The organism is Caulobacter sp. AVps18 (assembly GCF_058681425.1).
This window is the reverse complement of record NZ_CM178737.1, coordinates 3124099-3148234: the sequence shown is the minus strand read 5'-3', so window position 1 is coordinate 3148234 and position 24136 is coordinate 3124099. Positions and strand designations below refer to the sequence as shown.

17 protein-coding genes are annotated in these 24136 nt (G+C 64.4%); 10 read left to right on the top strand and 7 right to left on the bottom strand.

All coding sequences use genetic code 11. From position 1 onward, the window contains the following. Window positions 1–79 precede the first annotated feature (79 nt). The 4 genes from ACW179_RS14330 to ACW179_RS14315 all read right to left on the bottom strand — a co-directional run bounded on the left by ACW179_RS14330 (window position 80) and on the right by ACW179_RS14315 (window position 3680). Window positions 80–490 (bottom strand): c-type cytochrome, encoded by a 411-nt coding sequence (locus ACW179_RS14330; protein WP_492060151.1) that lies wholly within the window; start codon window positions 488–490, stop codon window positions 80–82. A gap of 195 nt (window positions 491–685) precedes the next feature. Continuing rightward, window positions 686–1051 carry a response regulator gene (locus ACW179_RS14325; RefSeq protein WP_492060150.1) on the bottom strand — a complete coding sequence of 122 codons (366 nt, stop codon included), beginning with the start codon at window positions 1049–1051 and terminating at the stop codon, window positions 686–688. A gap of 129 nt (window positions 1052–1180) precedes the next feature. Further along, window positions 1181–1801, bottom strand: coding sequence for a response regulator transcription factor (locus ACW179_RS14320; protein ID WP_492060149.1), 621 nt, complete (start codon window positions 1799–1801; stop codon window positions 1181–1183). Next, entirely contained in the window at window positions 1791–3680 is a 1890-nt protein-coding gene (locus tag ACW179_RS14315; protein WP_492060148.1) for a sensor histidine kinase, read from the bottom strand. Before ACW179_RS14315 ends, ACW179_RS14320 begins: the two co-directional genes overlap by 11 nt. A 213-nt stretch (window positions 3681–3893) precedes the next feature. On the opposite strand from ACW179_RS14315, the gene ACW179_RS14310 reads away from it, so the two are divergent. Beyond that, the gene (locus ACW179_RS14310; protein ID WP_492060147.1) at window positions 3894–6059 is read left to right on the top strand and encodes an acetate--CoA ligase family protein; all 2166 of its coding nucleotides are present in this window, start codon (window positions 3894–3896) and stop codon (window positions 6057–6059) included. A 172-nt stretch (window positions 6060–6231) separates the two neighbouring features. Here the strand turns inward: ACW179_RS14310 and ACW179_RS14305 are convergent, their stop codons facing one another. Next, on the bottom strand, window positions 6232–6522 hold the full coding sequence (locus ACW179_RS14305) for a hypothetical protein (RefSeq protein ID WP_492060146.1): 291 nt from the start codon (window positions 6520–6522) through the stop codon (window positions 6232–6234). Between the two features lie 193 nt (window positions 6523–6715). Here ACW179_RS14305 and ACW179_RS14300 point away from each other — a divergent pair, with 193 nt between their 5' ends. The 6 genes from ACW179_RS14300 to ACW179_RS14275 all read left to right on the top strand — a co-directional run bounded on the left by ACW179_RS14300 (window position 6716) and on the right by ACW179_RS14275 (window position 14339). Beyond that, window positions 6716–7309 (top strand): NAD(P)H-dependent oxidoreductase, encoded by a 594-nt coding sequence (locus ACW179_RS14300; RefSeq protein ID WP_492060145.1) that lies wholly within the window; start codon window positions 6716–6718, stop codon window positions 7307–7309. An 81-nt stretch (window positions 7310–7390) separates the two neighbouring features. Further along, the gene (locus ACW179_RS14295) at window positions 7391–8053 is read left to right on the top strand and encodes a cyclic nucleotide-binding domain-containing protein (RefSeq protein ID WP_492060144.1); all 663 of its coding nucleotides are present in this window, start codon (window positions 7391–7393) and stop codon (window positions 8051–8053) included. 8 nt (window positions 8054–8061) lie between these two features. Beyond that, entirely contained in the window at window positions 8062–8841 is a 780-nt protein-coding gene (locus ACW179_RS14290; protein ID WP_492060143.1) for an HAD family hydrolase, read from the top strand. Beyond that, window positions 8838–11144, top strand: a complete 2307-nt coding sequence (locus ACW179_RS14285; RefSeq protein ID WP_492060142.1) for a glycoside hydrolase family 65 protein — start codon at window positions 8838–8840, stop codon at window positions 11142–11144. The genes ACW179_RS14290 and ACW179_RS14285 overlap by 4 nt, the downstream gene beginning before the upstream one ends. A 12-nt stretch (window positions 11145–11156) precedes the next feature. Beyond that, on the top strand, window positions 11157–13826 hold the full coding sequence (locus tag ACW179_RS14280) for a cation-translocating P-type ATPase (protein WP_492060141.1): 2670 nt from the start codon (window positions 11157–11159) through the stop codon (window positions 13824–13826). Window positions 13827–13853: 27 nt separating this feature from the next. Continuing rightward, on the top strand, window positions 13854–14339 hold the full coding sequence (locus tag ACW179_RS14275) for a pyridoxamine 5'-phosphate oxidase family protein (protein ID WP_492060140.1): 486 nt from the start codon (window positions 13854–13856) through the stop codon (window positions 14337–14339). Window positions 14340–14574: 235 nt separating this feature from the next. Here the strand turns inward: ACW179_RS14275 and ACW179_RS14270 are convergent, their stop codons facing one another. Beyond that, window positions 14575–16026 (bottom strand): tetratricopeptide repeat protein, encoded by a 1452-nt coding sequence (locus ACW179_RS14270; protein WP_492060139.1) that lies wholly within the window; start codon window positions 16024–16026, stop codon window positions 14575–14577. Between the two features lie 123 nt (window positions 16027–16149). Beyond that, entirely contained in the window at window positions 16150–17484 is a 1335-nt protein-coding gene (locus ACW179_RS14265; RefSeq protein ID WP_492060138.1) for a tetratricopeptide repeat protein, read from the bottom strand. 465 nt (window positions 17485–17949) lie between these two features. Between ACW179_RS14265 and ACW179_RS14260 the strand changes: the two genes are divergently transcribed. Genes ACW179_RS14260 through ACW179_RS14250 form a run of 3 tightly spaced genes read left to right on the top strand, consistent with a single transcriptional unit; the run spans window position 17950 to window position 24091 of the window. Further along, on the top strand, window positions 17950–20514 hold the full coding sequence (locus tag ACW179_RS14260; RefSeq protein ID WP_492060137.1) for an autotransporter outer membrane beta-barrel domain-containing protein: 2565 nt from the start codon (window positions 17950–17952) through the stop codon (window positions 20512–20514). Then, complete coding sequence (locus ACW179_RS14255; RefSeq protein WP_492060136.1) at window positions 20511–22733, top strand: peptidase domain-containing ABC transporter; 2223 nt, start codon at window positions 20511–20513, stop codon at window positions 22731–22733. The genes ACW179_RS14260 and ACW179_RS14255 overlap by 4 nt, the downstream gene beginning before the upstream one ends. Next, on the top strand, window positions 22730–24091 hold the full coding sequence (locus ACW179_RS14250; RefSeq protein ID WP_492060135.1) for an HlyD family type I secretion periplasmic adaptor subunit: 1362 nt from the start codon (window positions 22730–22732) through the stop codon (window positions 24089–24091). Before ACW179_RS14255 ends, ACW179_RS14250 begins: the two co-directional genes overlap by 4 nt. Window positions 24092–24136: the final 45 nt, after the last annotated feature.

The window sequence follows — 24136 nt, the reverse complement described above, 5'->3', positions numbered from 1 at the left end:
GTCTCCAGTGCGCTTCCGGCGCGAAGGCGAGTTCGGGCCGCTTGCGCGGTGAAACAGGTCTTCGCCCGGTGTCGAGCCTTTAGGGGCCCGGTTGTTGAACGCCTGAAGAGCGCAGATCGAGGCTTCTGAGATAGGCCTTGAGCTGAGCCACCTCGTCATCGTCGAGATCGGCCATCGGCATGCGCGGGTGAGACGGCGGTGAACCTTCCTCAGGCATGCGGCTGGGTCGCAACATGCCCTCCTGCAAGATGGCGTCGAGGCCACCGGGCCGATAGCGATCCTGCAGCGTGCGGAAGGGTGGTGCGGCGGGGAGCTTGCTGTCGCCTGCTGCCACAGCATGACAGCCGCCGCAGTTGCGCTCCGCGATCCGTTGACCGCCGGAGATCACGGGCGGCTCCCGTTGAACCTGCGGACCAGCCAGTGCGCTGGCTCCGATCAAGCTAGCCAACACCAGGCCAGTTGCCTGCGTTGCGACATGGAGCGTCTTCATCCGGCCCGATCCTGAAGTTGGCATAGGGTTCTGTGTAGTGGCCCCGGCGGGCGACCGAACGACCGGGCAAAGGCGGTCCTCATGGTCTTGTCCATGGCATTGCTCCAAAGGTGCGATCGCCGAAGCCTCAGCGCCGCCGTGTGGCCGCATCCTGGATATCGCCGGGCCGTCTCGCGCGCTATTTGGGGCAATTACCTAGACAACAGGCTCAGTCGGTCGAGCCAGCCGCTCCACGGCCTCGATCAGCACGCTGTCCACCAGTGGCTTTTCGAGCACATCGGCGAAGCCGGCCTGGTGAGCGCGCGCCACGAGCTCGGCGGCGTGAAAGCCCGTGATCAGCAGCGCCTGACCCCTCCAGCCCAGATCACGCAGCCCTTGCAGCACGTCGAAGCCGCTCAGCCCCGGCATCCTGTAGTCGGCCACCAGACAGGCGGCTGACAGCGCGCGGGGGTCGGCAAGCAGGGTTGCGCCGGAGGCATAGGCAACAACATCAAGGCCCCGGCCGCGCAGTAGCAACTGAAGCGAACGTCGGACCCCGTGGTCATCCTCGACCAGCAACACGTGTGGACGCCCCCGCTGGGACGATATCAAATCGTGTGTCATTTCAGGGCCTGTCGGACGCGGCCTACCAAAGGTAACGCTGAAGGCCTTGTCACACGGCGGGGTCTAGGCCGTCGCTACGTATAGGTCCTAGTCCGCCCCATGGAGGCCTGCGGCGAAGGCGATCCGCAGGGCCTCAGACAGGCTGTGGACCTGAAGCTTGGTCATCAGATTGGCGCGATGGACCTCAACCGTCCTGGGGGAGATGCCAAGATCGAAGGCGATGGTCTTGTTGGGCAGGCCCTGAGCCAGGCCTCTGAGGACGTCTTGCTCGCGAGCCGTCAGGGCCGCGATGGCGACTGCAGCATCGGTGGCACGGGCTGACCGTCCACCGACGTCGTCGAGCCGCTCGAAGGCCGCCACGATGGCGCTCAACAAAACGCTCTTCTCGAACGGCTTTTCAATGAAGTCGACCGCGCCGGCCTTGATCGCCTTTACGGCGATGGAAACGTCGCCATGGCCGGTCAGAACCACGACAGGCATGGCCACGCCGCTTTCGGCCAATCGCCGCTGCACCTCCAGGCCGTCAATGTCCGGCATCCGTACATCCAGAAGCACGCACCCCGGCTCGACTGTCTTGGCGTCACGCAGGAAGGCGACGCCCGACGCGAAGCACGTCACCGCATAGCCCGATGTCTTGAGCATGAAGCCGGCCGAACGCCGGATGGCCTCGTCGTCATCGATGATATGGATCATTCGGCTACCGGCCATCGACGGGCTCCAGCTCTGCTCTGACCAGCGTGAAGTGAAACTGCGCGCCCCCACCGGGACGCGCGTCAAACCCGATGCGGCCACCGTTGGCCTCGACAATGGTGCGGCAGATCGACAGCCCCAGGCCCATGCCATCGCTCTTTGTGCTGACAAAGGCGGTGAACAGCCCTTCGGCGACGGCCGGCGGCACGCCGGGTCCATTGTCCGCGACGGTGATCCTCACGAAACCCTCACCGTCCAGTTCGCCACTTAGCCACAATCGCCGGTCGGGCCGATCCCCCATCGCCTCGGTTGCGTTGCGCGCCAGATTGATCAGCACCTGCTGGATCTGCACCTTGTCCACAAGGACGGCACCGATGTCCGGATCGAGCGCGAACTCGAGCGCCACGCCGCTTTCCCTTGCGCCCATCAGCCACAGGGCTGCGGCCTCCCGCATCAGGGCCTCGACATCCTCGGCGGTCTTGTCGACCTCGCCCCTCGCGACGAAATCGCGCAGTCGCCTGACGATGTGTCCGGCCCGAAGGGCCTGGCCGGCGGCGTCGTCCAGAGCCTCGCGGATCATCGGCATGTCGTCCGGATCGGGCGTGGCGAGCAGATCCCGCACCGCCTGGACATAGTTGGTGACGGCGGTGATCGGCTGGTTCAGCTCATGGGCCAGGGTCGAGGCCATGGCCCCCATGCCGCTGACCCGGGCGACATGAATGAGTTCGCCCTGCAGTTCTTCCACCCGAGCCTGGATTTGCTGCTTTTCGGTGAGATCCCGAATGAAGCCGGTAAACACCTTCTGCCCGTTCCCGACGGCCTCGCCGACCGACAGCTCCATCGGAAAGGTGGATCCATCCCGCCGCATGCCGACCACGACGCGGCCGATGCCGATGCCGATAATCCGACGCTCGCTCGTTCTTACGTAACGTTCGAGATAGCCGTCATGCCGTCCGCGGTCCGGCTGCGGCATCAGGCAGCTGACATTGAGGCCCAGCATCTCGGCTTCGGAGCTTCCAAACAATCGCTCCGCCGCAGCGCTGAACGACAGAATGGATCCGCCCTGGTCGATGACGATCATGGCGTCCGGGACCGTCGCAAGGATGGATCGCAGGTGGCTGGCGCCGGCGCTCAAGGATTGCTCACTGGCCCTCTGGTCGGTGATGTCGCGCAGGACCTTTGCGAACCCCTGCAGCGCGCCGGCCTCGTCCAGCAGGGCTGTGATCGAGACATGGGCCAGAAACTCCGAGCCATCCTTTCGCAGCCGCCAGTCCTCCTCCTCGAACTTGCCCTGCGACCGGGCTCGCTCCAGATCGGCCTGAGGCTTTCCAGACTGGCGAGCGTCCTCTGGATAGAATGTCGAAAGGTCCAGACCGATCGCTTCCTCCTCCGTCCAGCCCTTCAGGCGCGCTGCGCCCGCGTTCCAGATCACCACGCGGCCTTGCGGATCGAGCATGTAGATCGCGTATTCCGTTGCGCCGTCGATCAAGAGGCTAAGCTCGCGAGCCACCCTGGCCGCGTCCTGGGCGCGAAGCTCGGCACCGCGCTCGCTGGCCGTAGCGCGCTGGCGAAGACGCTCGATGCGGCTTCCGATGAAGATTACGCCCCCGGCGGCGATCACGAAGCTGATCGGTTCGATCAGGCCTTCGCCTTGTGGCGACAGTCCGTCCCTGATCAGCACGCTCGCCAACAGGCCCAGGATAGCAGCGCAAACGCCGGCGCCGACCCCGCCCAAGGCCGCTGCTGCCACGACGGGAACCATGAACAGCAGGTAGGACGCACGAAGCCCGAACCCGACTTCCAGCACCCAGCCGACCAGAGCCGCCAGCACGACCGCGAAGAACGCGACACCGTAGCCCTGCGCGACGATCTGGGTTTGATGACGGATATCTGGCATGGGCCCTCCGTCAGACGGCGCTGGCGCGCGACGCAGACGGGACGCCCCTGACAGCGCACCAGAGATCGACCATGCGCGCCTAGAGCGCCGGGCGCAAACGGGAACAGTCCTGCGGCCAGCGATCAAGGGACTCTACGGATAGCCGCGCCGAGCCTGCTTCAGGTAGGGTGTTGTCGCTTCCGCGCCCCGTGCGTACGCCGCCCCAAGGCCACCATGTCCCTGCACAACCTGTCAAAGCTGCTATCGCCGAACGCCGTGGCCGTCATCGGCGGTTCGGACCGTCCCGGCTCTGTGGGACAGGTGGTGATTTCCAACCTGATGCTGGGTGGCTTCGCCGGGACTGTACACGTCGTCAATCCCCGTCAGGTGGCGATCGCCGGAGCCCTGTGGTCGCCCACCATCGCCAGTTTGCCTTCGGTTCCCGACTTGGCCGTGGTGATCACGCCGGGCCACGCCGTCCCCGAGGTCATCGCCCAGCTGGCCGCGCGCGGAGTGAAGGTGGCTGTGGTGATTTCCGCCGGGATCACCCACGCCAATGGCCTGCGCGAGGCGATGCTGGCGGCGGCAAAACCTTCAGGTCTGAGGATCATCGGCCCAAACGGTCTGGGCCTGCTGGTGCCGCCGGTCCAGCTCAACGCCTCCTTCGCACGCGGCGCGGCAGCGCCCGGGGGCCTGGCCATGATCTCCCAGAGCGGGGCGCTGATCAGCGGCATTGTCGACTGGGCCTCGACACGGAACATAGGCTTTTCCGGGATCGTCTCGGTGGGCGACATGGCCGAGGTCGATCTGGGCGACCTCATCGATCTGTTCGCCGCAGACCCCCACACCGACGCTATCTTGATGTACGTCGAGGGCGTGACCAACCCCGCCAGATTCATGTCGGCAGCGGCAGCGGCGGCGCGGATCAAGCCGGTAATCGCCTTGAAAGCCGGCCAGACCGCAGCGGCCGGCAAGGCGGCGCTTTCCCACACCGGCGCGCTGGCAGGAGCCTATGACGTAAACGTTGCCGCATTCGAGCGCGCGGGTATCGTCATGGTCGAGTCGCTGAGTGACCTGCTCGACGCCGCCACCGCCCTGTCGTCACGCCCTTCGCTACCCGGGTCCCGGTTGGCGATCGTCACCAATGGCGGGGGAGCGGGCATACTGGCGCTCGACGCCATGACCGCCACCGGAGCCAGACCAGCCGAGCTGTCGCCAGAGACGCTCTCCAGACTCAATGCTGTACTTCCCGATGGCTGGTCGCACGGCCATCCGGTCGATGTGATGGGCGACGCCCATGCCGACCGATATCGCGTCGCGCTCGACATTGTACTCGAAGATGCAGGGGTCGATGCGGTGCTGCTGATCAACTGTCCTACCGCCCTCTCCGCCCCCGACGAAATCGCCAAGGACCTGGTGGCCGGCCTGGCAAGGATCCCGGCGCGCGGCTCGGCCAAACCGATCCTGGCCTGTTGGCTGGGCGACACCAATCGACAGGCCGTCAGCCCGACTTTTGCTGCGGCCGGGATACCACTGTTCGACACGCCTGACGCCGCGATCCGCGGGTTTGGGTATCTGATCGCGGCGCAAGAGGCCCGCGCACGCCTGACGGATGCGCCGACCGGTCATGTCGAAAGAGCCGGCGACCCGATCACGGCCCAGAAGCTGATCGCCGCCGCACGCGCCGAAGGCCGTACCCTGCTCAATGAGGTCGAGGCCAAGGCGATACTCGCAGCTTATGGCGTTCCCGTGGTCGCGACCCGCTTCGCCACCACCGCCGACGATGTCGGCGAGGCCTGCAAGGGCCTCAAGGCGCCTTTTGCCATCAAGATCGTCTCTGCGCAGATCAGCCATAAGTCGGACGTCGGCGGCGTAATCCTCGACCTCGCCAGCGCCGAGGACGCCGTGGCTGCGGCAAGGGCCATGGCGGAGCGTATCGGCCAGGAGCATCCGGAATTTGCCATCCAGGGCTTCGCCGTCGAAACCATGGCCGTGCGCGCGGGAAGCCATGAACTTATCGTCGGCATCGCCAACGACGCCACCTTCGGTCCGGTGATCATGGTCGGGGCTGGTGGCAAGGCCGTCGAGGTCCTGCGCGACAAGGCGCTCGGCCTGCCGCCCCTTGATGATGAACTGGCGCGCGCCATGATCGGACGCACCCGCATTTCACGGCTTCTGGCGGGCTATCGCGACGAGCCGCCTGCCGATATCCCGGCCGTAGCTGCCGTGCTGAAAGCGCTGTCGGCGATCGCCATCGAGCTGCCCGATATTCTGGAGCTCGACATCAATCCTCTGCTGGTCAACGGCCAAGGTGCCCTGGCGCTCGACGCCCGGATCGTCATAACGGCGCAAGCCGGCAAGGGCTCACGCCTGGTTCTCTCATCCGACCCCATGAAGTAGCCGGCCGGGCGGTCATGGCCGCCCCCAGTTATCTGGTTTGGAGGTGCGGCCGTAAGCTCGCCGGAAAACCCAAGAACGCGCTTGGTCGCGGCCACGGCAGTGGGGGCTCAGGGCCCAACCAGGGCGGCGGCGCTCGAGGCTGGCGTCGTCTGATGCGGCTATTTCCGCAAGCCTATTTGGCGGGCCGCTCAATGTGGCCAGGGCCCGTGCCGTGGGCAAAGGCCGTCTCCAGGGCGTGAACCACCGCGCATGCGTCGCACGCCAGCAGGTCCGCCGTCAGCAGGTTGCCTCGAAGGGCCGCGTCTTCAAAAGCCGCCACCAGATCTTCGCCGCGTTCGAAGTCGCCGTCCCTGCTCAACAGGCGGCAGGCAGAAACGATCACCGAGAAGATGTTGCGCAGGTCGTGAACAGCCTCTCGATAGGCGCTTCCAGCAATCTGGAACTCCGGATCTGAGACGGGCATGGAGACCTCCCACAGCGGCACAGCTCATTGTCGGCCACCCTGATCAAAGCCGACATCCGCAATTTCCCGTAGATGGGGTCGGCAGGACCTCTCCCGCGCCACGATCTCGAAGACACATGATCCGGATCAAGGTGAGACGCCTCTATGTCGCTAGGGTTGGCCCCTCTCCCGTCCGGCCCATGGAGATCTCGTCATGACGACCGCCGTCATCCTCGCCCATCCCAATCCCGCGAGCTTCTGCGCCGCGATTGCCCGCACCTGTGTCGAAACGCTCGAGGCGTCAGGCGCGGAGGTCCTGCTGCGGGACCTCTATACGATGGATTTCGATCCGTGCCTGAAGGCTGCCGAACTCCCAACGCCGCAAGGCTGGACCATGGCGGCTGACGTCACCGCCGAGCGTGCGCGCCTGGCCGATGTCGACAGTTTCGTGTTCGTTTACCCCTTCTGGTTCAATGCCCCACCAGCCATTCTCAAGGGCTATGTTGATCGGGTGCTGAGCATGGGATTCGGCTACCAGCCCGGGCCCCATGGCGGCGATCCTCTACTGGTCGGCAAGACCTTGATGACCTTCTCGACCTCTGGCGCGACGGAACACTGGGTCGACACCACCGGGGCCCTCAACGCCCTGATGAGCGTGTTCGATCTGCATTTGGCGGCGGTGACTGGCCTTCGGGTCCTGGGACATGAGCACCTGGGCGGCATTGTCGCCCCAATGCGCCAGGACGCCGCAGACGACCTTCTCCAGCGGGTGAGCGCTTCGATCCTGGCGGTTCAACCGACGCCATAGGCGGCGGTACCCTAAGTATTGTCACCAATGTCACCGATCCCCCAGACGCCATAACCATGACGGCGCACCAGGAGACGCCGGATGACCCTCTGCACCCTCACGCCCGATCGCGCGCCTGTCCCGATCGCCGGTCACACCCCGCAAGACCCGTTCGAGACCATCGGCGTGCACCTGCGCTTTGATGCCGGCGAGGAAATCTATGCCCAGGAGGAAGACGCCGATCTTCTCTATCGAGTGCTGGCGGGTTCGGTTCGCCGGACACGCCTGCTTGAAGACGGACGCCGGCAAGTGGGTGGCTTCTATTTCCCCGGCGACTTCTTCGGCCTCGAAATCGGCAGCCAACACCGATCCTCGGCAGAAGCCCTGGACGCGGCCCAGGTGCTCGTCATCCAGCGCTCGGCGCTCAAATACTACGGCGAAGACGGTGCCCGCATTGAGCGGATGAGCTGGCTCGCCACGGGGCTCGAACTTCAGCGGGCCGAGGATCACATGATGCTTCTCACCCGAACGAGCGCCTTTGAGCGAGTGTCGGGCTTCCTTTTGGAGATCGGCGCCCCGGCGCGAGGGGCCTGGACCCGGCTGTCCATGAGCCGCCAGGACATTGCCGACTATCTGGGCCTGACGATCGAAACCGTCTCCCGGATGGTCAGCCAGGTTCAGGCAGAAGGTTTGATGGTGTTCGACGGGGCCCGGCGTTTTCGCGTTCTGCAAAACACCCGGCCCTACTGCCGGGCGGCGGCCTGAAGGACCGCATGGCACCCCCGCCTACAGCCCGGGGATTGCCGCCCCACCCCATCGTTGGGCCCGAACCCAGCAAGCTGACCGGTTTCATTTTCGACGTCGACGGTGTGCTGCTGGCTTCGCCACATGAGCGGGCCTGGCGGGAAGCGCTGACGGGCTTTGGCGATCCGGTGAAGTTTACGACCGCGCTCTATCAGGCCAAAGTGGCTGGAAAGTCTCGCCTGGATGGAGCGAGAGCCGCGCTTGGAGCCCTGGGCGTGGCCAACTGGGAAAACCAGGCGAGCGCCTATGCCAAAGCCAAGCAGGGCCGCCTCGAAGCCCTGATCGCAGGGGGCGGTGTGCGCGCCTTTCCTGACGCCCTGAGATTGGTGGCGGCCCTGGCGCGCCTCGGCCTTCCGATGGCCGTCGCATCGGCCTCCAAAAACGCGAGCGCCATGCTCCGGGCGGTCTCCTTGCCGGAGGGCGGCAGCCTCGCCGACGCCTTTGCAGCAGAGATCTGCGGCCGCGACCTGGCGCGGGGAAAGCCGGACCCCGAGATCTTCCGACTCGCAGCGGCCGAACTGGGCGTCGCCCCCGATCAATGCCTGGTGATCGAGGACGCGACGGCCGGGATCATGGCGGCGCGGGCCGCCGGCATGACGGCGCTGGGCGTCGCGCGATTGAACGATGCGGAACCACTCGCCGCCGCAGGCGCTGACCTGGTGGTCTCAAGCCTTGATGAGATCAGCCTGAGCGGCCTCAAGCAGGGCCGAATTCGTGTTCGCTCTGCAGGATCGGGCCTCGAGACATGACCGATACGTTCACGCCCACGACTGATCCGGCCTGGCTATGGGAAGAGACGGGCTGCGACCCTGTTCGCCAGAGCAGCCGCGAGACACGCCTGACGATCAGCAACGGCTTTCTGGGCGTGAGGGGCGTCCCTGGCCTGAACCGCCCCGAAGGCCGGGTCGCCCCGGGCCGGACCTATGTCGCAGGGCTGTTCGACACTAGCTCAGTGGAGGGGTCGGTTTCAGCCCTGGCCCCTGCCCCCGATTGGCTGCGCATTCGGCTTACCACCGCCGCCGGGATCCTGAACCACGACCCAGAGGACGTCTCTGAGCATGGCATGACGCTCGACATGAGGCGCGGCCTCGTGGCGAGCGACTGTCGCCATGTCGGAGCCCAGGGGCTGCGCCTGCATTTGCAGTCGCTGCGCCTCGTATCGCTGAGCCAGCGAGAGATTGGACTGCAGGGCCTGCGACTTTGCATAGAGGCAGGCCAAGCGGTGGTCACGCTGGAGGCCGACTTCGAGGGGCTGGACCTGGGGCTCGTCACGGAAAAGCTGGAGCCGGAGCTGGGCGTGTGGCGTACGCGGCGTACGGCCAAGCGACTGGTGATCGCCTCGACGATGTCTCTGGTGATCGACGGCAAGACGCTGGAGGGCGAAGCTCTGGGCCCCTTCCATCGGCGCTGGACCTGGAAGGCCGCGCCAGGACAGCAGATCGATTTCAAGCGGATCGTCACTTTTGTCCGCACGGACACAGCCGCCCCGGACGCGAATGCCGGCGAGGTGGCGCAGTCAATCCTGGCCGGAGCCGTCCGATGTGGCTTTCAGGGCCTGATCGCAGACCATACCGCCGCCTGGGCCGAGCGCTGGGCCTTGAGCGATGTGCAGATCGACGGCGACCCCACCGCCCAGCAGGCTCTACGCTTTGCGCTTCACCACCTGAACGGCGCAGCCAACCCCGCGGACGAGCACATCTCCATCGGCGCGCGAGCCCTGACCGGTGAGGACTATATGGGCCACACCTTCTGGGACACCGAGATCTTCCTGCTGCCCTTCTACACCTTCACCTGGCCAAGCGCGGCGCGGGCCCTGTTGATGTACCGCTTCCACACCCTGGATGCGGCGCGAGCCAAGGCTGCGGCCATGGGCTGGCGCGGCGCGCTCTATGCCTGGGAGTCGGCCGACACCGGCGAGGAAATGACCCCCGCGCAGTGGGTCGGCCCAGATCGACGCGTCCTCCATATCCTCACTGGTCAGCAGGAACAGCACATCAGCGCCGACGTCGCCTATGCCGTCTGGCAATACTGGCGGGCGACAGATGATGAGCCGTTCCTGCGCGAAGCCGGGGCAGAGATTCTACTTGAGACGGCGCGCTTCTGGGTTAGCCGCGCCGCTCCGGGCACGGACGGCCTGCACCATATCCGGGGCGTGATCGGGCCTGACGAGTATCACGAAGGCGTCGATGACAACGCCTACACCAACCTCATGGCGCGCTGGAACATCCGCCGGGCCCTGGAGGTCGCAGCCCTGTTCTCCGCACGGTGGCCTGTGGACTGGACGGCGCTCTCGGGTCGGCTTGATCTGACGCAGATCGAGATGAGCAACTGGTCCCGTGTCGCTGACACAATGGCCACGGGTGAGGACCCGGTGACAGGCCTGACGGAACAGTTTCGGGGTTTCTTTGATCTGGAGGACATCGATCTGGCCGCCTATGCCGGGCGATCCGTACCTATGGATGTGGTGCTGGGACGCGATCGCACCGCCCGGTCCCAGGTGATCAAACAGGCCGACGTCGTGGCCCTGATGGCGCTGCTGCCGGACCAGTTCACGCGCAAAGCCGCACAGACCAACTTCGCCTACTATGAGACCAGATGCGGCCACGGGAGTTCGCTCAGCCGCGCCTTGCATGGTCTGGTCGCCGCTCGACTGGGACAGGCCGACAAGGCGTTGGCCTATCTGCGGCAGTCCTCTGCGATCGATCTTGGCGACACCCATGTGGCCATCGCCGGCGGTCTTCATACTGCCGCCCAGGGCGGGGTCTGGATGATCACCGTCCTTGGATTGGCGGGGCTGGGTTTGCACGACGACGGCCTGTCATTCGAACCCCGCTTGCCCACCGCATGGCAGAGCCTGACCTTTCCCGTCCAATGGCGCGGCCGCCATATCCGGATCAGGATCGAGCCCGGGGCCCGTCAGTTGGAGGCGACGCTGGAGTCCGGAGCTGCGATGGCGCTCTGGGTCGATGGCGAACGGCACGACCTTGGTCCCGGGCGACCGGTCACCGCCGAGCTCACCTCCCAGGAACCCAGTCCCAGGCAAGCGGCATGACGACGTCACCGCATGAATGCGCCGCCCTTGGCGCTCAGGAACTCCTGCTGTGCGGCACCACCCTGCCTATTCTGGCGCGCCCGCCGTGCCCCGTCCTTCTGTCGCACTAGCCTCCAGGGCCGGCGCCCGCCGGCGGATCGGACCTGCACGATGACGCGCGACATCCTGAGCGGACTGACCAAAATCGAGGCCGAAAAGCGCCTGTCCGAGTTTGGTCCCAATGCCCTGCCGCAGGCCTCGGCCCGAGGCCTGGCGCGGATCATCCTCGATACCCTGCGCGAGCCGATGTTCCTCTTGTTGATCGGTGCCGCTGGCCTCTATCTGGTGCTTGGGGACCTGGGCGAGGGCCTCTTCCTGATGGCGGGGGCCGTCGCCACCATCGGCCTGGTGATCTTGCAGGAAGCCCGCAGTGAGCGCGCGCTGGCGGCGCTGAGGGACCTCTCGCAGCCGCACGCCCGGGTGATCCGCGATGGGGTCGAGGCGCGCCTGGCCGCATCCGAGCTTGTCCCGGGCGACATCGTGCTGGTCGGCGAAGGCGAGCGCTTGCCCGCCGATGGCGCTCTGCTGGCCGGTGATGTGCTGAGTGTCGACGAGTCTGCGCTGACGGGCGAGTCCGCGCCGGTTTCCAAACAGCCCTTGACCGATGGGGAAGCCGCCGATGCCGAGACCCAGCCCGGCGCCGAGGCAGGGCCTTATCTGTTTTCCGGGACATTGGTGGTTCGCGGACAGGCCGTGGCGCAGATCGCCAAGACGGGTCCCCAGACAGCCCTCGGCAAGATCGGGGTCTCGCTGGCGACCATCGTCCATCAGCAGACGCCACTGCAGAAGACGGCCGGACGACTGGTCACGCTTCTGGGCCTGGCCGCCATAGCCTTCTGCGGCCTCATCACCATCGCCTACGGACTGCTGCGCCAGGACTGGATTGGCGGCGTGCTGGCCGGGATCACCGTCGCCATCGCCCTGATCCCCGAGGAGTTCCCGATGGTCCTGGCTGTTTTCCTGGCGTTGGGCGCCGGGAGGCTGGCCCGGAAAAACGTGCTGGTCCGTCGCAGCGCCGCGATCGAGGCGCTGGGCGGCGCTTCTTTCCTTTGCGTCGACAAGACGGGCACCCTGACCGAAAACAGGATGCGGGTCGCCCGACTATGGACGGAGGCCGGCGACTGCCTCGTCGAACTGGATTCCGCGCCCGGCGGCTCTGCGAAGGAACTGCTGGAGATTGCCGGGCGGGCCTGCGCGGTCCGCCCGGTCGATCCGATGGACAAGGCTGTCCGGGCGCTCCTGACTCCGGACAGCGCGGCTTCGCCCACCGCCGAAGTTGAGCCGAGCAGGACCTGGCCGCTACGTCCTGAAATGATGGCCATGATCCAGGTCTGGTCAGCGCCAGGCGGTGAGTGGGTAGCCGCTGCCAAGGGCGCGCCCGAGGCCATCTTCAGGCTTTGCCGCTTGCCCGACGACCAGATCATGCGCTTGACCGCCGTTGTCGAAGCATTCGCCGTTCAGGGCCTGCGGGTTCTGGGCGTGGCCTCTTGCCAGACGAAGACCGCTTTTCCCGATGACCCGGGCGACGCGCCTTTCGCGTTGGCAGGGCTGGTCGGCTTTCTTGACCCCGTCCGGGCAGACGTGCCCACAGCCCTGAAGGAGGCGCGCGAGGCCGGGATCTCGGTGCTGATGATCACGGGCGATCACCCCTCGACGGCCCTGGCCATCGCCAAGGTGGCGGGCCTGGATGTCACGGGCGGCGTTTTGCTCGGCGACGAAATGGCCACTCTGGACGACACCGCCCTGGCACAGCGCCTCGCGCGGACCCGGGTCTTTGCGCGCATCATGCCCGAGCAGAAGCTGCGCATCGTCCAGGTTCTCAAGGCCGGCGGCCATGTCGTCGCCATGACCGGCGACGGCGTCAATGACGCGCCCGCCCTTGAGGCCGCGCATATCGGCATCGCCATGGGTCAGAAGGGCACCGACGTGGCCCGCGAGGCGGCCGACCTGGTCATTCTCGATGACAGCTTCGCCTCGATCGTCGGCGGCGTGCGACTGGGCCGACGGATCTTCGTCAATCTGCGCAAGGCGCTGGTCTATATCACCGCCATTCACGTTCCGATCGCTGGCGTGGCGCTAATCCCGATCGTCATGGGCCTGCCGCCCCTGCTCTACCCCATGCACGTGGTGTTTCTGGAACTGGTCATCGACCCGGTCTGCGCCATGGTGTTCGAGGCCGAACCGGGCGGCCCTGAAGCGATGAAGCATCCGCCCAGACCGCGTGACGAGCCGCTTTTCGGCCCCCGACAACTTGGCCTGGCCCTGTTGCAGGGCTGCGGCGTCCTGGCCGGCGTGCTGGGTGTCTATCTGTGGTCGCTCGGTCATCATCCGGAAGAGCAGGCCAGAGGCGCGGCTTTCCTGACCCTTGTCGCCGGCAACCTGACCCTGGCCCTGGCCGACGCCTCCTCGTCCGGGGGCCGTCTGTTCGCGCCGCACCGCAAGATCTACTGGCTGATCACCTCGGCCGCAGCGGGCTTCCTGGCGCTGATCTTCGCTGTGCCGAGCCTGGACGTCATTTTCAAGGTCGCGCCCCCCTCACCCAGCCTGTTGGCCAGCGCCCTGCTCGTCGCACTCGCCAGTGGCGGCTGGTTTGGTCTGGTCCGCACCCTGCGCGCACGCCGGCCTGTACGGCCAGCATCCTGACCCATGCCCCCAGAAAGGAAGACCCTGATGTCTCTCAAGCCCTCGCCCTCGAGCGCGAATCCGCAGGGCGTCGATCAAGCTGACCTTCAGGCGCGGATCATCTCGGTCCTCGACAGCCGCCATCTGATGGCTCTGGGGACGAACCGGCCCGACGGTTGGCCACAGGTCACGCTGGTGAACTATTTCCGCCGCGAACTGGCCCTTTACTTCGTGGTCGCCACCGACAGTCAGAAGTTCGCCAACATCAGTCGCGACCCTCGCCTCTCGATCGCGATCGGCGGCGGCGCGGCAGGGCCCTACAGCCTGTCTATGTCCGCCCATGCCACCGAGGTTCGCGACTTCGAGCTGATCAAGCGCCTGAACAAGACGATCCAGGCGCTGCCGCAAGAGCCCGGGTTCACCCCACACCCCGGTGCCAACAGCGTCGCGATGCTGGAAGCCAAACCCCAGATCATCACCCTGGTGGACTACGCGACTCCGCCGGGCCGACGTGAGGTCTTCACCGTCGTCTAGGGATCAAGCGGGTGACCATTGACCTATTCCCACTCGATACGGATGCGCATCAGTCTCACGAATTACAGCTCAAAGCGGCTGTTGCGGCCAAGATCGCCGCTGAATCTACGACCGATACTCATCCTCGAACTGGATGGGAAACCGGTGGACCGTCAAACACCGCTCGTTCGGGGGGCAGGCTCCTATCGGAGCGAGCGGCTGATGCAGATTTCCGAATGTCCCAAGGACTTAGGACTCAGTGTTTCACCGCCCCGATCGCCGATACGGCGGCGCGGATCGGCGTGTCCCAGTCACCACCGGATGGACTGCGGAACAAACGCGTGTGCGGATACCAAGGTGTTGCATCGCGATCCATCATCCAGCGCCAGTCCCCCAACCAGGGCAGAATCATCATCACAGCGGCACCCATCGCACCGGCAATGTGCGCCACGGATGAATCGCAGCACACGGCGAGATCGAGATTGGCGAGCAACGCTGCGGTGTCTTCAAAGCTAGTGCGCCCTGGTGCGATATCTTCCAGCAAGACTATGCCCATCTCGCTCAACAGGTTGCGGCTGGTCCCGGTTTCCGGTTGGAGGCTGTAAAGGCGGACATCCGGGATCGCCGCCAGCAGCGCCAGCGCCGTGGAGGGGATGGACCGCTCCGGCCCGCGCGCTTGCCAATGGATGCCCACGCGAAGGCCCTCACCTGGCATGCGACTGGCCCACCATCGCGCAAGATCGGGGTCAGCGGAAAGGTACGGAATTCCACCGGGAATGGTCGCGACAGTTGTGCCTAGCCGGTTGGGCAGACTCATGAGCGAGGTGTGACAATCAAAGTCCGGCAGTGGATCGCCGACAGTGATCAACCGGTCGATGCCCGGCACGCGGGCTAGCAGTGTCACGAGTTCCGGCTGGCACAGGAAGATCGTCTGCGCGCCCATGGCCTTGAGGACCAGGAAGTATCGGGCGAATTGTACGGTATCCCCCAGGCCCTGCTCAAAATAGACCAGGATCGTACGGCCGGCGATGGCGTCGCCGCGCCATTCGGGCTTGCCTGAAAAATCCCGGTTCCAGCTCCAGACCTTTTGTTCGCGTCGCGCCTCATAATTGCGGAACCCTGCGGCTAGCTTGCCTTGCAGCAGTTGGCTGACCCCCAGATTTTTTCGATAGGCTGGCGTCCCTTCGTCCACGACCGCTGCGCGGCGATAGAGGCGCTCCGCGTCAGCGGGACGGCGCTGGGCCATGAAGGCGGCGCCAAGATTGTTGAGCAGGGGCGCGCCAGCGGGATTCTGGACTATGGCGCGTCGCAGCGGGAACTCCGCTTGATCTGGGGCGTCGGTACGCAACAGAGCCAGGCCGAGCGCTTCGTCGAGACCGACATGACACGGCGCGACCTCCTTCAGACGCGAAAGATGCGTGAGCGCCTCTGAAAAGCAGGCCATTTCACCCAGCATCTCCGCGAGGCAGAGCAGCACGTCGGGTTGATCGGGAAGATGGTCGAGGATAGCCCGGAGCATCTCGGCGGCTTCCGGTTTCTGGCCCAAATGGCGGAGCGCCAGGGCCAGATTGAGACGAGCCGCAGCATTGTCTGAGTTGTGCCTGACGGCTTCTTCGAAACAGTCCCGCGCCTGTTCGTGCCGACCGGCGCTGCCATGGGCAAGCCCCTGGGAAAAGGCGCTGGCGGATCGGTCCCGCTGGTCCGTCAACGCTTATGCCTTTTCCTCATCGCCTCTTGTTTATAGCGGGCGATATTGGCCTGGCCAAGCGGGGGTGCGCGGCGCAGAGGTCCCCTCCCCTTCAGCCTGTCCGGGCTCTCCATCGCACTTCAGCTAGACCCCGCGCAGCCATGCTTCGCGGTGAAGCGCTTCGGCGACACGCTTGAATACCTTGTTCCAATCGCGGTCCGCGCCCTGACGGAACAGCCGCATTGTCGGATACCAAGGCGTGCTGTCCTTCCTGTCGCCGTAAATCCAGTACGGAACGTGCTGAACGAGATTCCAGACCGGCTTGCCCAGCGATGCGGTGAGATGCGCCACCGAGCTATCCGTCATCACGACCAGATCAAGCAGCTCGATCGCGGCGGCGGTGTCAGCGAAATCGTCGAGGTGGGGGCCAAGCGGCGTGACGAGGCGCTGGGCGTCTGCATCATCCAGCTCGGCCGAAGGGACATCCTTCTGGAGGCTGTACAGGCGCACCGAGGGCACTTCCGCCAGCCGCATGAACGCCTCCAGGCTGGTGGCGCGCAGGCTGTTCTCGCCAAAGGTCACGCGGCCGGACCAGACGATCCCGACACGCAGGATGCCGGGGCGGCTGGCACCGATCAGTGCAGCCATCTTGGCGCGGGATGCCTCCGGCACATGGAGTGAAACCGGCGGCGGCACATTGTCGATTCGCGCGCCCAGTACGACGGGCAGATCCATCTGGAACAACCATACATCATAGTCAGGAAACGGGGCGCCGCGCACATGAAACTCGTCCGCCGGCAGCCCGTCGAGCACCTGCCGCAGTTCCGGGTGGTACTGGTAGATTACGTAGCCGCCCAACGCCTTCACCTGCGCGACATAGCGAGCCACCAGCAGCGCATCGCCAAAGCCTTGTTCCGTGGCCAGAAAAATGCGGCGACCGTTCAGCGGCCGACCATCCCATTCCTCTCCGGGCAGGGAACTTATCCGGAAGCTCGATAGGTGGCGGCGAGCACCATAGTCCTGGAACCCCGTCGCATAGTCGCCCAACTGAAGCCTTACGAGGGCGCGCTCCCAGGCAACGGCGGTTTTGTCGGGATCGAGCCCTTCCATCACGGCCAATGATTCGAGCGAGCCGTGGAAATCGCCCGCGCGCCGTTGCGCGACCAGACGGTTGAAGCGAAACAACGCATTGCCAGGGTCCAATGTCGTCGCCTGCGCATGGGCGACCAGTGACTCGTCCAGGCGACCGGCGTCCATCAGGGCATTGCCGAGGTTCGACCAGATATTGCCGTCGTGCGGGTCCAGTTCCAGTCCGCGCCAATGGGCCGCAATGGCGTCCGACAGACGCCCGGCACCGCGCATCGAAACCCCCAGCAAGCTCCACGCATAGGCATTGCCGGGGTCCTGATCGAGGGCGTCTCGGGCAAAGGCGAGTATCTCGGCCCTGCTGGGCTGAACATGAGGCGCGGGATCAATCATTCCGCGATATTACCTCTGTTCGCGCACGATCCTAGAGAGCGGATCGGCCGTCCCGTCCCGTCCCGTCCCGACGAGACCTACGTACACTGCCTCCGACTTTACAACGCTCGGCAGTCTTGCAAAGGCCGGGCAAACGCGGTTCGGCCAGCCCCTGTCGAAGAGACATTATCAGCCATCCGCGATCCATTGATCGGGACAGCAAGCCTGTTGCCCGCCAACCCATACTTGACACTGGATAAAAATCCGGATGGCTGACTCAAGGCAGGACTGGAGTAGCTGATCCCATCCAAAAACCGGTTCGGTTCTGGTGGATGGTTGGGTCATGATAGGCTATGCGAGGCACGCATCCGGTCGAAGGCCAATTAGCGGGGTTTTGTTGTGCATCGTTCACCTCAAACAGGTCTGAGGACTGCCATTTTTTCCGGTAAACGTGTGCGCCGGGCGAGCCTTTTACTGTGCTCGGCCATGTCGGCCATCACGGTGATGTCGAGCGAAGCGAAGGCTGCCGATGGCGAACCTGTTAGCAACATCGTGCGCAACGGTGATTTCGAGGTCTATCGTCCGGTAGCGGGCAGCGACGAAGTCGAGTTCGATGGATGGGTAAGCACCGACCCCTCGTCCGTCCGTGTCGGACCGGGGGCGAACGGCACCAATTCGAGCGTCGAGTTCCTGTTCTCACCGGCTCCCTTCAGCCAGAATTTGTCGACGGCAACCGGCGATCGATACCAGGTGGCCTTCCAATATCGCAGCGAAGGCGGACAGGGGTTCGCAGCCTATTTCGGCGATGTGAAAGTTTTCGAATATTCGGGTGACGAGGCAGGTCCAATCGACTGGACCAGTTATAGCTTCAACACCCAAGCCTTCGACACCAACACGACGTTGCGCTTCGTGGCGAATTCTTCCGGTGCCGCACAGAACGTAGATTTGGTTTCGGTCATCCGATGCGCTTCCTGCGCTGGGAACGAACCTGACAATCTGGGGGCCGTGATCGACGCCACCCGGCCCTTTTTCACGACGCAGGATGAGGCCGGCCAGGGCACCAACCTGGGGGCTACCCGTATCGTTACCTTCGATGGCGGCACTTTGCGTCCCGCTGATCCTGGAGCCCTCGGCACGGCAGCCAGTCCCCTCGTCGCGCAGCTACAGGTCACGACCAACGGCGGAACCCTGAACAATAACGGGCAAGGCTTTGCGCTAACCGGTCAGATCGTGAACACTGCCGCTTCAACTACCCCGTTTGTTATTGCTGGGTCGAGCGGTGGCACCGTCGGCAGCTCCATTACCAACAATGGTACATTGGTCGTGACCACGACCGGTGCGACGAACTTTACGGCACCGATCATCAACAATGGCAGCGGCCAGTTTGTCGTCAACGCCGGCGGCACCGCCCGGGTCAGTGGCAGCGTGACGGGCGGCGGCGTTATCGTGCAGAACGGCCAGCTTTCCGTCGACGGCACCGTCGCCGCTCTGGTCAACGTTGCAAGCAACGGTGTGCTGCGGGGCAGTGGCACAATCTCCGGCGCGACCACGGTTTCCGGCACGCTGCGCCCCGGCAACTCGCCAGGTACGTTGCATTTCGCCGCGCCAGTGTCGCAGGCGACGGGCAGCAATCTGGTGATCGAGATCGACGGTCCGGGTACCGGGAATGGCGCGGGCAACTATTCCCGCGTGATCGTGACGGGCGCGGGCAACAGCTATACCATCGCGAATGGCGCGATCCTGACCCCGGTGCTTCGCGGAATCACCTATTCGGCGGGCGAGACGCCTGGAACCAACAGCTACAACCTGACGCTGGGCCAACGCCTGCAAGGCATTATCCAGGCAGAGGGCGGCGTATTTGGCACCTTCGCCACGGTGACGCAGCCGACCGACGGTCTGCCGACGGGCACGCGAATTGTCCCTGTGTATGCGACCAACAGTGTGGATCTGTACGTCGCGCCGGCCTCTTATGCGAACTACGCCGGGTTGACCCGCAATCAAGCGGCGACAGGCAGTGCGATCGACGCCGTGGTCCTGGCTGGCACTACGGCGTCGCGACCGTTGGTCAGCGCGATCGTTCCGCTGAGCGCGACCGCCATTGCCCCTGCGCTTGCCTCGCTGTCTGGCCAGGGCAATGCCAACCTGCCGCTGGCGGCAGTCGAGGCCGGCCATGTGTTCACAAATCAGATTAGCGCGCGGCGATCGCAATTTGCTGAGGCAACCGACGGGCTGCAGGCCTGGGGTCGCGCGTTCGGCAACACCGCGCGGACCAGTGACGGCGACAACAACCCGGGCTTTCGCAGCCGGATCGCGGGTGGCGTTCTGGGTATCGGCTTTGCCTCCGCCGGCGGGCTGCGTGGCGGCGTAGCGGGCGGATTTGGTGACGGAAACGTACGCAGCGCGGATGGCGGTGGGCGGGCAGATCTGAAGAGCTATTACGCCGGTGCCTATCTGGGCATCCAGAAGGATGCGCTATCGGTGAATGGCCAGTTCGGCGGAACCTTCAACAATTTCGATAGCAGCCGCTCGGTGAATGTGGGCGCGCTGAGCCGCACCGCGACTGCGGATGTCGACGGTAACAACACCAGTGCAGCGCTGGACATCGGCTATCAAATTGATGCCGGCAAGCTCTCGATCGAACCGATCGGGTTTGTCCGCTATGACACGGTGAAGGTCGATGATTTCATCGAACAGGGTGCCGACGTCTTCGCACTGACGGTTCGCAACAAGCGCTATACCCGCATGGCTGCGGGCTTTGGCGCGCGCTTGCGGGCCGATCTGGCCACTTCGGGTGGCACCGTGATCCAACCGGAGGCGCATGCAAGCTGGCGCCACGAGTTTAAGGATCCGCGCTACGCGCTCACCCAGTCGCTCGCCGGCCAGTCCTTCGTGGTCGAAGCCGGTACGCCCGGCCGGGACGCCGCTTTGCTGGGCGTCGGTATTGGTGCGCAGTTGCCTGGCAGGTTCCGCCTTGCTGCGGCCTACGACGCCGAGCTGGCTAAAAACCGCACCGGTCACGCCATTACCGCCCAGCTTCGGATCGAGTGGTGAGTCAGCCCGCGCCAAAGGACATCGGCGACCCCCGCTCGACCGATCCTGACCTTGCCTGCGCCCATACCGGGTTGCGGGGGCTGATCGCGGTCGGGCGCTTCAACGGCCTGCATCTATCGCTGGAACAACTGCTGCACGATCATGTGATCGGCAATGCAGAGGTGTCTAACGCGCAGCTCATCGCAATCGCCACTGCGATCGGCCTGCGCGCCAAGGTGAGCACGCTTGACTGGACCGACCTGTTCCGGATGGGCGACGCTTTCCCCATGCTGGTGCGCTTGAGCAACGGCAATATCATGGTGGCGACGGGCGTGGCCGAGCGCGGCGGCACCCAACTGCTGACATTGCAGGATCCGATAGCCGACGGTGCCGACGCGCTGGTGCTGGACGAAGCGCGCTTCACGCAAGCCTGGGACGGCACCGTCATTTTCGTGAAGCGCCGGTTTGAGGCGTCGGACCCCGAACGGCCATTCAACCTCGCCTGGTTTTTACCAGAGATACGCCGTCACAAGCGGCTGTTTCGCGATATTGCGGTCGCGTCGCTTCTGATGGGAATCATGGCGCTGGCGCTGCCGGTGTTCACGCAACTCGTGATTGATCGTGTCTTGCTCTATCGCAGCGTCGACACGCTTGTGGTGCTGACTGTCGGCATGTTGTTCGTCGTGTTTTTCGACACTGCATTCAACTATCTTCGGCAATATGTGACCCTATTTGCCACGAGCAAGATCGACGCCCACGTCAATGTCAGGATATTCCGCAAGCTAACCAGCCTGCCGATCGAATATTTCGAACGCAATGCGTCCGGCATGATCTTGAAGAATATGGCGCAAAGCGACCGAATTCGCAGCTTCCTTACAGGACAACTTTTTGCGTCACTGCTGGATATGGTGATGCTGCTGCTTTTCGTGCCGCTGCTGTTTTTCTACAGCCCGTTGTTGGCCTGTGTGGTGCTGGCGTTCACGGCAGCGATCTGCGGCTGTTCGCTGATGACGATTCCGATCATCCGTTCACGGCTGCGCGAAGTCTATGAAGTGGAGGCCGAGCAGCAGTCGTTCCTGGTCGAGTCGGTACAGGGCATGCGCACCGTCAAGGCGCTGGCGCTCGATGCCTATCAGGGACAGGAATGGGATGCCCGCGTCGATCGCACGATCCGCACCCGGTTCAATGTCGCCAAGCTCGCTATCCTGCTCAACGCGCTGACGACGCCGCTGGAAAAGCTGATGCAGATCGCGGTGATCGGCGGCGGAGCTTATCTGGTGCTGAACGGCCAGATGCTGGTCGGCGGTCTGATCGCCTTCAACATGCTGAGCTGGCGCGTGACCCATCCGTTAGTGCAGATATCCCAGCTTCTTCAACAGCTTCAGGAGGTATCCCTGTCGGTGAACATGCTCGGTACGATCATGAATCATCCCAGCGAGGACCGTAAGAGCGGTGAAGGCATTCAGGGGCCAATGGATGGCACCATCACGTTCGACAAGGTGCGTTTCAGCTACAATGGCGCGGCCACGCCCGCGCTGGATGGCGTGAGCTTCGAAATTCCCGCAGGCACGATATTTGGTATCGTCGGCAAAAGCGGATCGGGCAAGACCACGGTGACCCGCTTGTTGCAGGGGCTGCATACCGTTGACGAAGGCCTGATCAAGATTGACGGGCACGACCTGCGCGAAGTGGACCTGAACCACCTTCGTTCGTCGATGGGTGTGGTGTTGCAGGAGAGCTTCCTGTTCACGGGTACGATCCGTGAAAACATCGTGATCGGTCGGCCCAGCGCCACCACCAGCGACGTGCTGCGGGCGTTGCGTATGGCAGGTGCGGACGAATTTGTGGAACGCCTTCCGGCGGGTCTCAACACCCGGCTCGAGGAAGGTTCGTCCAACCTCTCCGGCGGCCAGCGCCAGCGCCTGGCCATCGCCCGCGCCTTGCTGCGCGATCCGCCGATTCTCATCCTGGACGAGGCGACGAGCGCGCTGGACGCCGAGAGCGAGGCGATTATCCAGTTCAACCTGGCGAATATCGCGCGGGGGCGCACGCTGGTGATCGTATCGCACCGCCTGTCGTCCCTGGCGTCGGCTGACAAGATCATGGTGATCGACCAAGGGCGGGTCGACGACATCGGCACCCATGCCGAACTGATGCGCCGCTGCGCCATCTATCGCAATCTCTGGAACCAGCAGAACCGCCACGCCGTGGAGCTCGACGATAGTCGGGACGCCGCATGAACCAGCTTGCCCCCATCCCCCGACCTGGCAACAGCCCGGCGCTCACGAACAATCAGTTCCTGCCGGTTGTCACAACGATCGATGCCGAACCCGAACCTCGCCTCGCGAGCATGACGCTTTGGATGATGGGCGCTCTGGTTGTCGTGGGCCTGTTGTGGGCGACCTTTGCCACACTCGACCGGATCGTCTCGGCGCGCGGCAAAATCGTCACGGCGGCCCCGACCATCGTGGTGCAGCCTTTTGAATCTGCGACGATCAAGAGCATCGACGTCAGGGTCGGCGATGTGGTGAAGGCCAATACGGTGCTGGCGCACCTCGATCCCACGTTCGCTCTGGCCAACATAGGCCAGATCCAGACGAAGGTGGATAGCCTGAACGCCACCATCGCGCGACTGGAGGCCGAGCAGGCTGGGCGCCGCTATGTCATTCCCGCGCAGGGTGCGACGCCGTATCAGCAGCTTGAGCAGGCGATCTGGTTGGAACGGAGTACGAAGTACGCCGCCCAAATCTCCAGTTTTCAGGAGCGCATGAACGCAGCCAAGGCCGGTATCTCCGCTCGTGATCGGGAATCCGAGAATTTTCGTAGTCGGCTGGCCCTGTCGCAAGAAGTAGAAGCCATGCGCACCGAGCTCGTACAGCGCGGATATGGCAGCAAACTGAGCGCTCTCGCCGCGCGCGACGCCCGCATCGGCGTCGAATCAAACCTGATTGCGTCCGAAAACAGCAGGATCGAGACCCAACATGGACTGGCTGCGTTGCGTGCCGAGCGCGACGTCTTCAGCCGTGGGTGGGATACAGACATCGTGCAGGAACTGGTCGTGAAACGTAACGAGCGCGATAGTCTCCAGGAGCAGCTGACCAAGGCGCAGCGCATCAAGGACATGGTGCAACTCCGCACGCCTGTGGACGCGGTGGTTCTGGAAGTGGCACCACGCTCTGTAGGGTCGGTCATCAACAGCGCAGAGCCGCTGTTTCGACTCGTGCCCGCCGACGCCAAGCTGGAGGTAGAAGCCGCCGTCGAGGCCAGCCAGCTGTCACGCGTGGCCGTGGGCGATACCGTACAGATCAAGCTCGATGCCTACCCCTATCAGGAGCATGGGATGCTGACGGGCAAGATCTCCACGATAAGCGGCGATTCCTTCACCAACGAACGGACATCGTCGGAAGCGCCGCAGGGAAGTTTCTACCGTGTGCGCATCACCGTCTCTGCAGAGGGACTGCGCGATGTACCGACACAGTTTCGGATGACCCCCGGAATGCCGCTGACGGCCGAGATCAAGATCGGCAAGCGCAGCGTGCTATCCTATCTCACACGCCCGATTACACGCACCGTCGACGAAAGCATGCGGGAACCGTGATCAGGCCATCCATCCCTTTTGTCCTGCCGGCGCTAGGTATCGCGC

Excerpts from the sequence above, each read along its gene's own strand:
- ACW179_RS14330 (WP_492060151.1), bottom strand. The coding sequence starts at position 490 with ATGAAGACGCTCCATGTCGCAACGCAGGCAACTGGCCTGGTGTTGGCT.
- ACW179_RS14320 (WP_492060149.1), bottom strand. The coding sequence starts at position 1,801 with ATGGCCGGTAGCCGAATGATCCATATCATCGATGACGACGAGGCCATC.
- ACW179_RS14315 (WP_492060148.1), bottom strand. The coding sequence starts at position 3,680 with ATGCCAGATATCCGTCATCAAACCCAGATCGTCGCGCAGGGCTACGGT.
- ACW179_RS14310 (WP_492060147.1), top strand. The coding sequence starts at position 3,894 with ATGTCCCTGCACAACCTGTCAAAGCTGCTATCGCCGAACGCCGTGGCC.
- ACW179_RS14305 (WP_492060146.1), bottom strand. The coding sequence starts at position 6,522 with ATGCCCGTCTCAGATCCGGAGTTCCAGATTGCTGGAAGCGCCTATCGA.
- ACW179_RS14300 (WP_492060145.1), top strand. The coding sequence starts at position 6,716 with ATGACGACCGCCGTCATCCTCGCCCATCCCAATCCCGCGAGCTTCTGC.
- ACW179_RS14295 (WP_492060144.1), top strand. The coding sequence starts at position 7,391 with ATGACCCTCTGCACCCTCACGCCCGATCGCGCGCCTGTCCCGATCGCC.
- ACW179_RS14290 (WP_492060143.1), top strand. The coding sequence starts at position 8,062 with ATGGCACCCCCGCCTACAGCCCGGGGATTGCCGCCCCACCCCATCGTT.
- ACW179_RS14285 (WP_492060142.1), top strand. The coding sequence starts at position 8,838 with ATGACCGATACGTTCACGCCCACGACTGATCCGGCCTGGCTATGGGAA.
- ACW179_RS14280 (WP_492060141.1), top strand. The coding sequence starts at position 11,157 with ATGAATGCGCCGCCCTTGGCGCTCAGGAACTCCTGCTGTGCGGCACCA.
- ACW179_RS14275 (WP_492060140.1), top strand. The coding sequence starts at position 13,854 with ATGTCTCTCAAGCCCTCGCCCTCGAGCGCGAATCCGCAGGGCGTCGAT.
- ACW179_RS14265 (WP_492060138.1), bottom strand. The coding sequence starts at position 17,484 with ATGATTGATCCCGCGCCTCATGTTCAGCCCAGCAGGGCCGAGATACTC.
- ACW179_RS14260 (WP_492060137.1), top strand. The coding sequence starts at position 17,950 with ATGTCGGCCATCACGGTGATGTCGAGCGAAGCGAAGGCTGCCGATGGC.
- ACW179_RS14250 (WP_492060135.1), top strand. The coding sequence starts at position 22,730 with ATGAACCAGCTTGCCCCCATCCCCCGACCTGGCAACAGCCCGGCGCTC.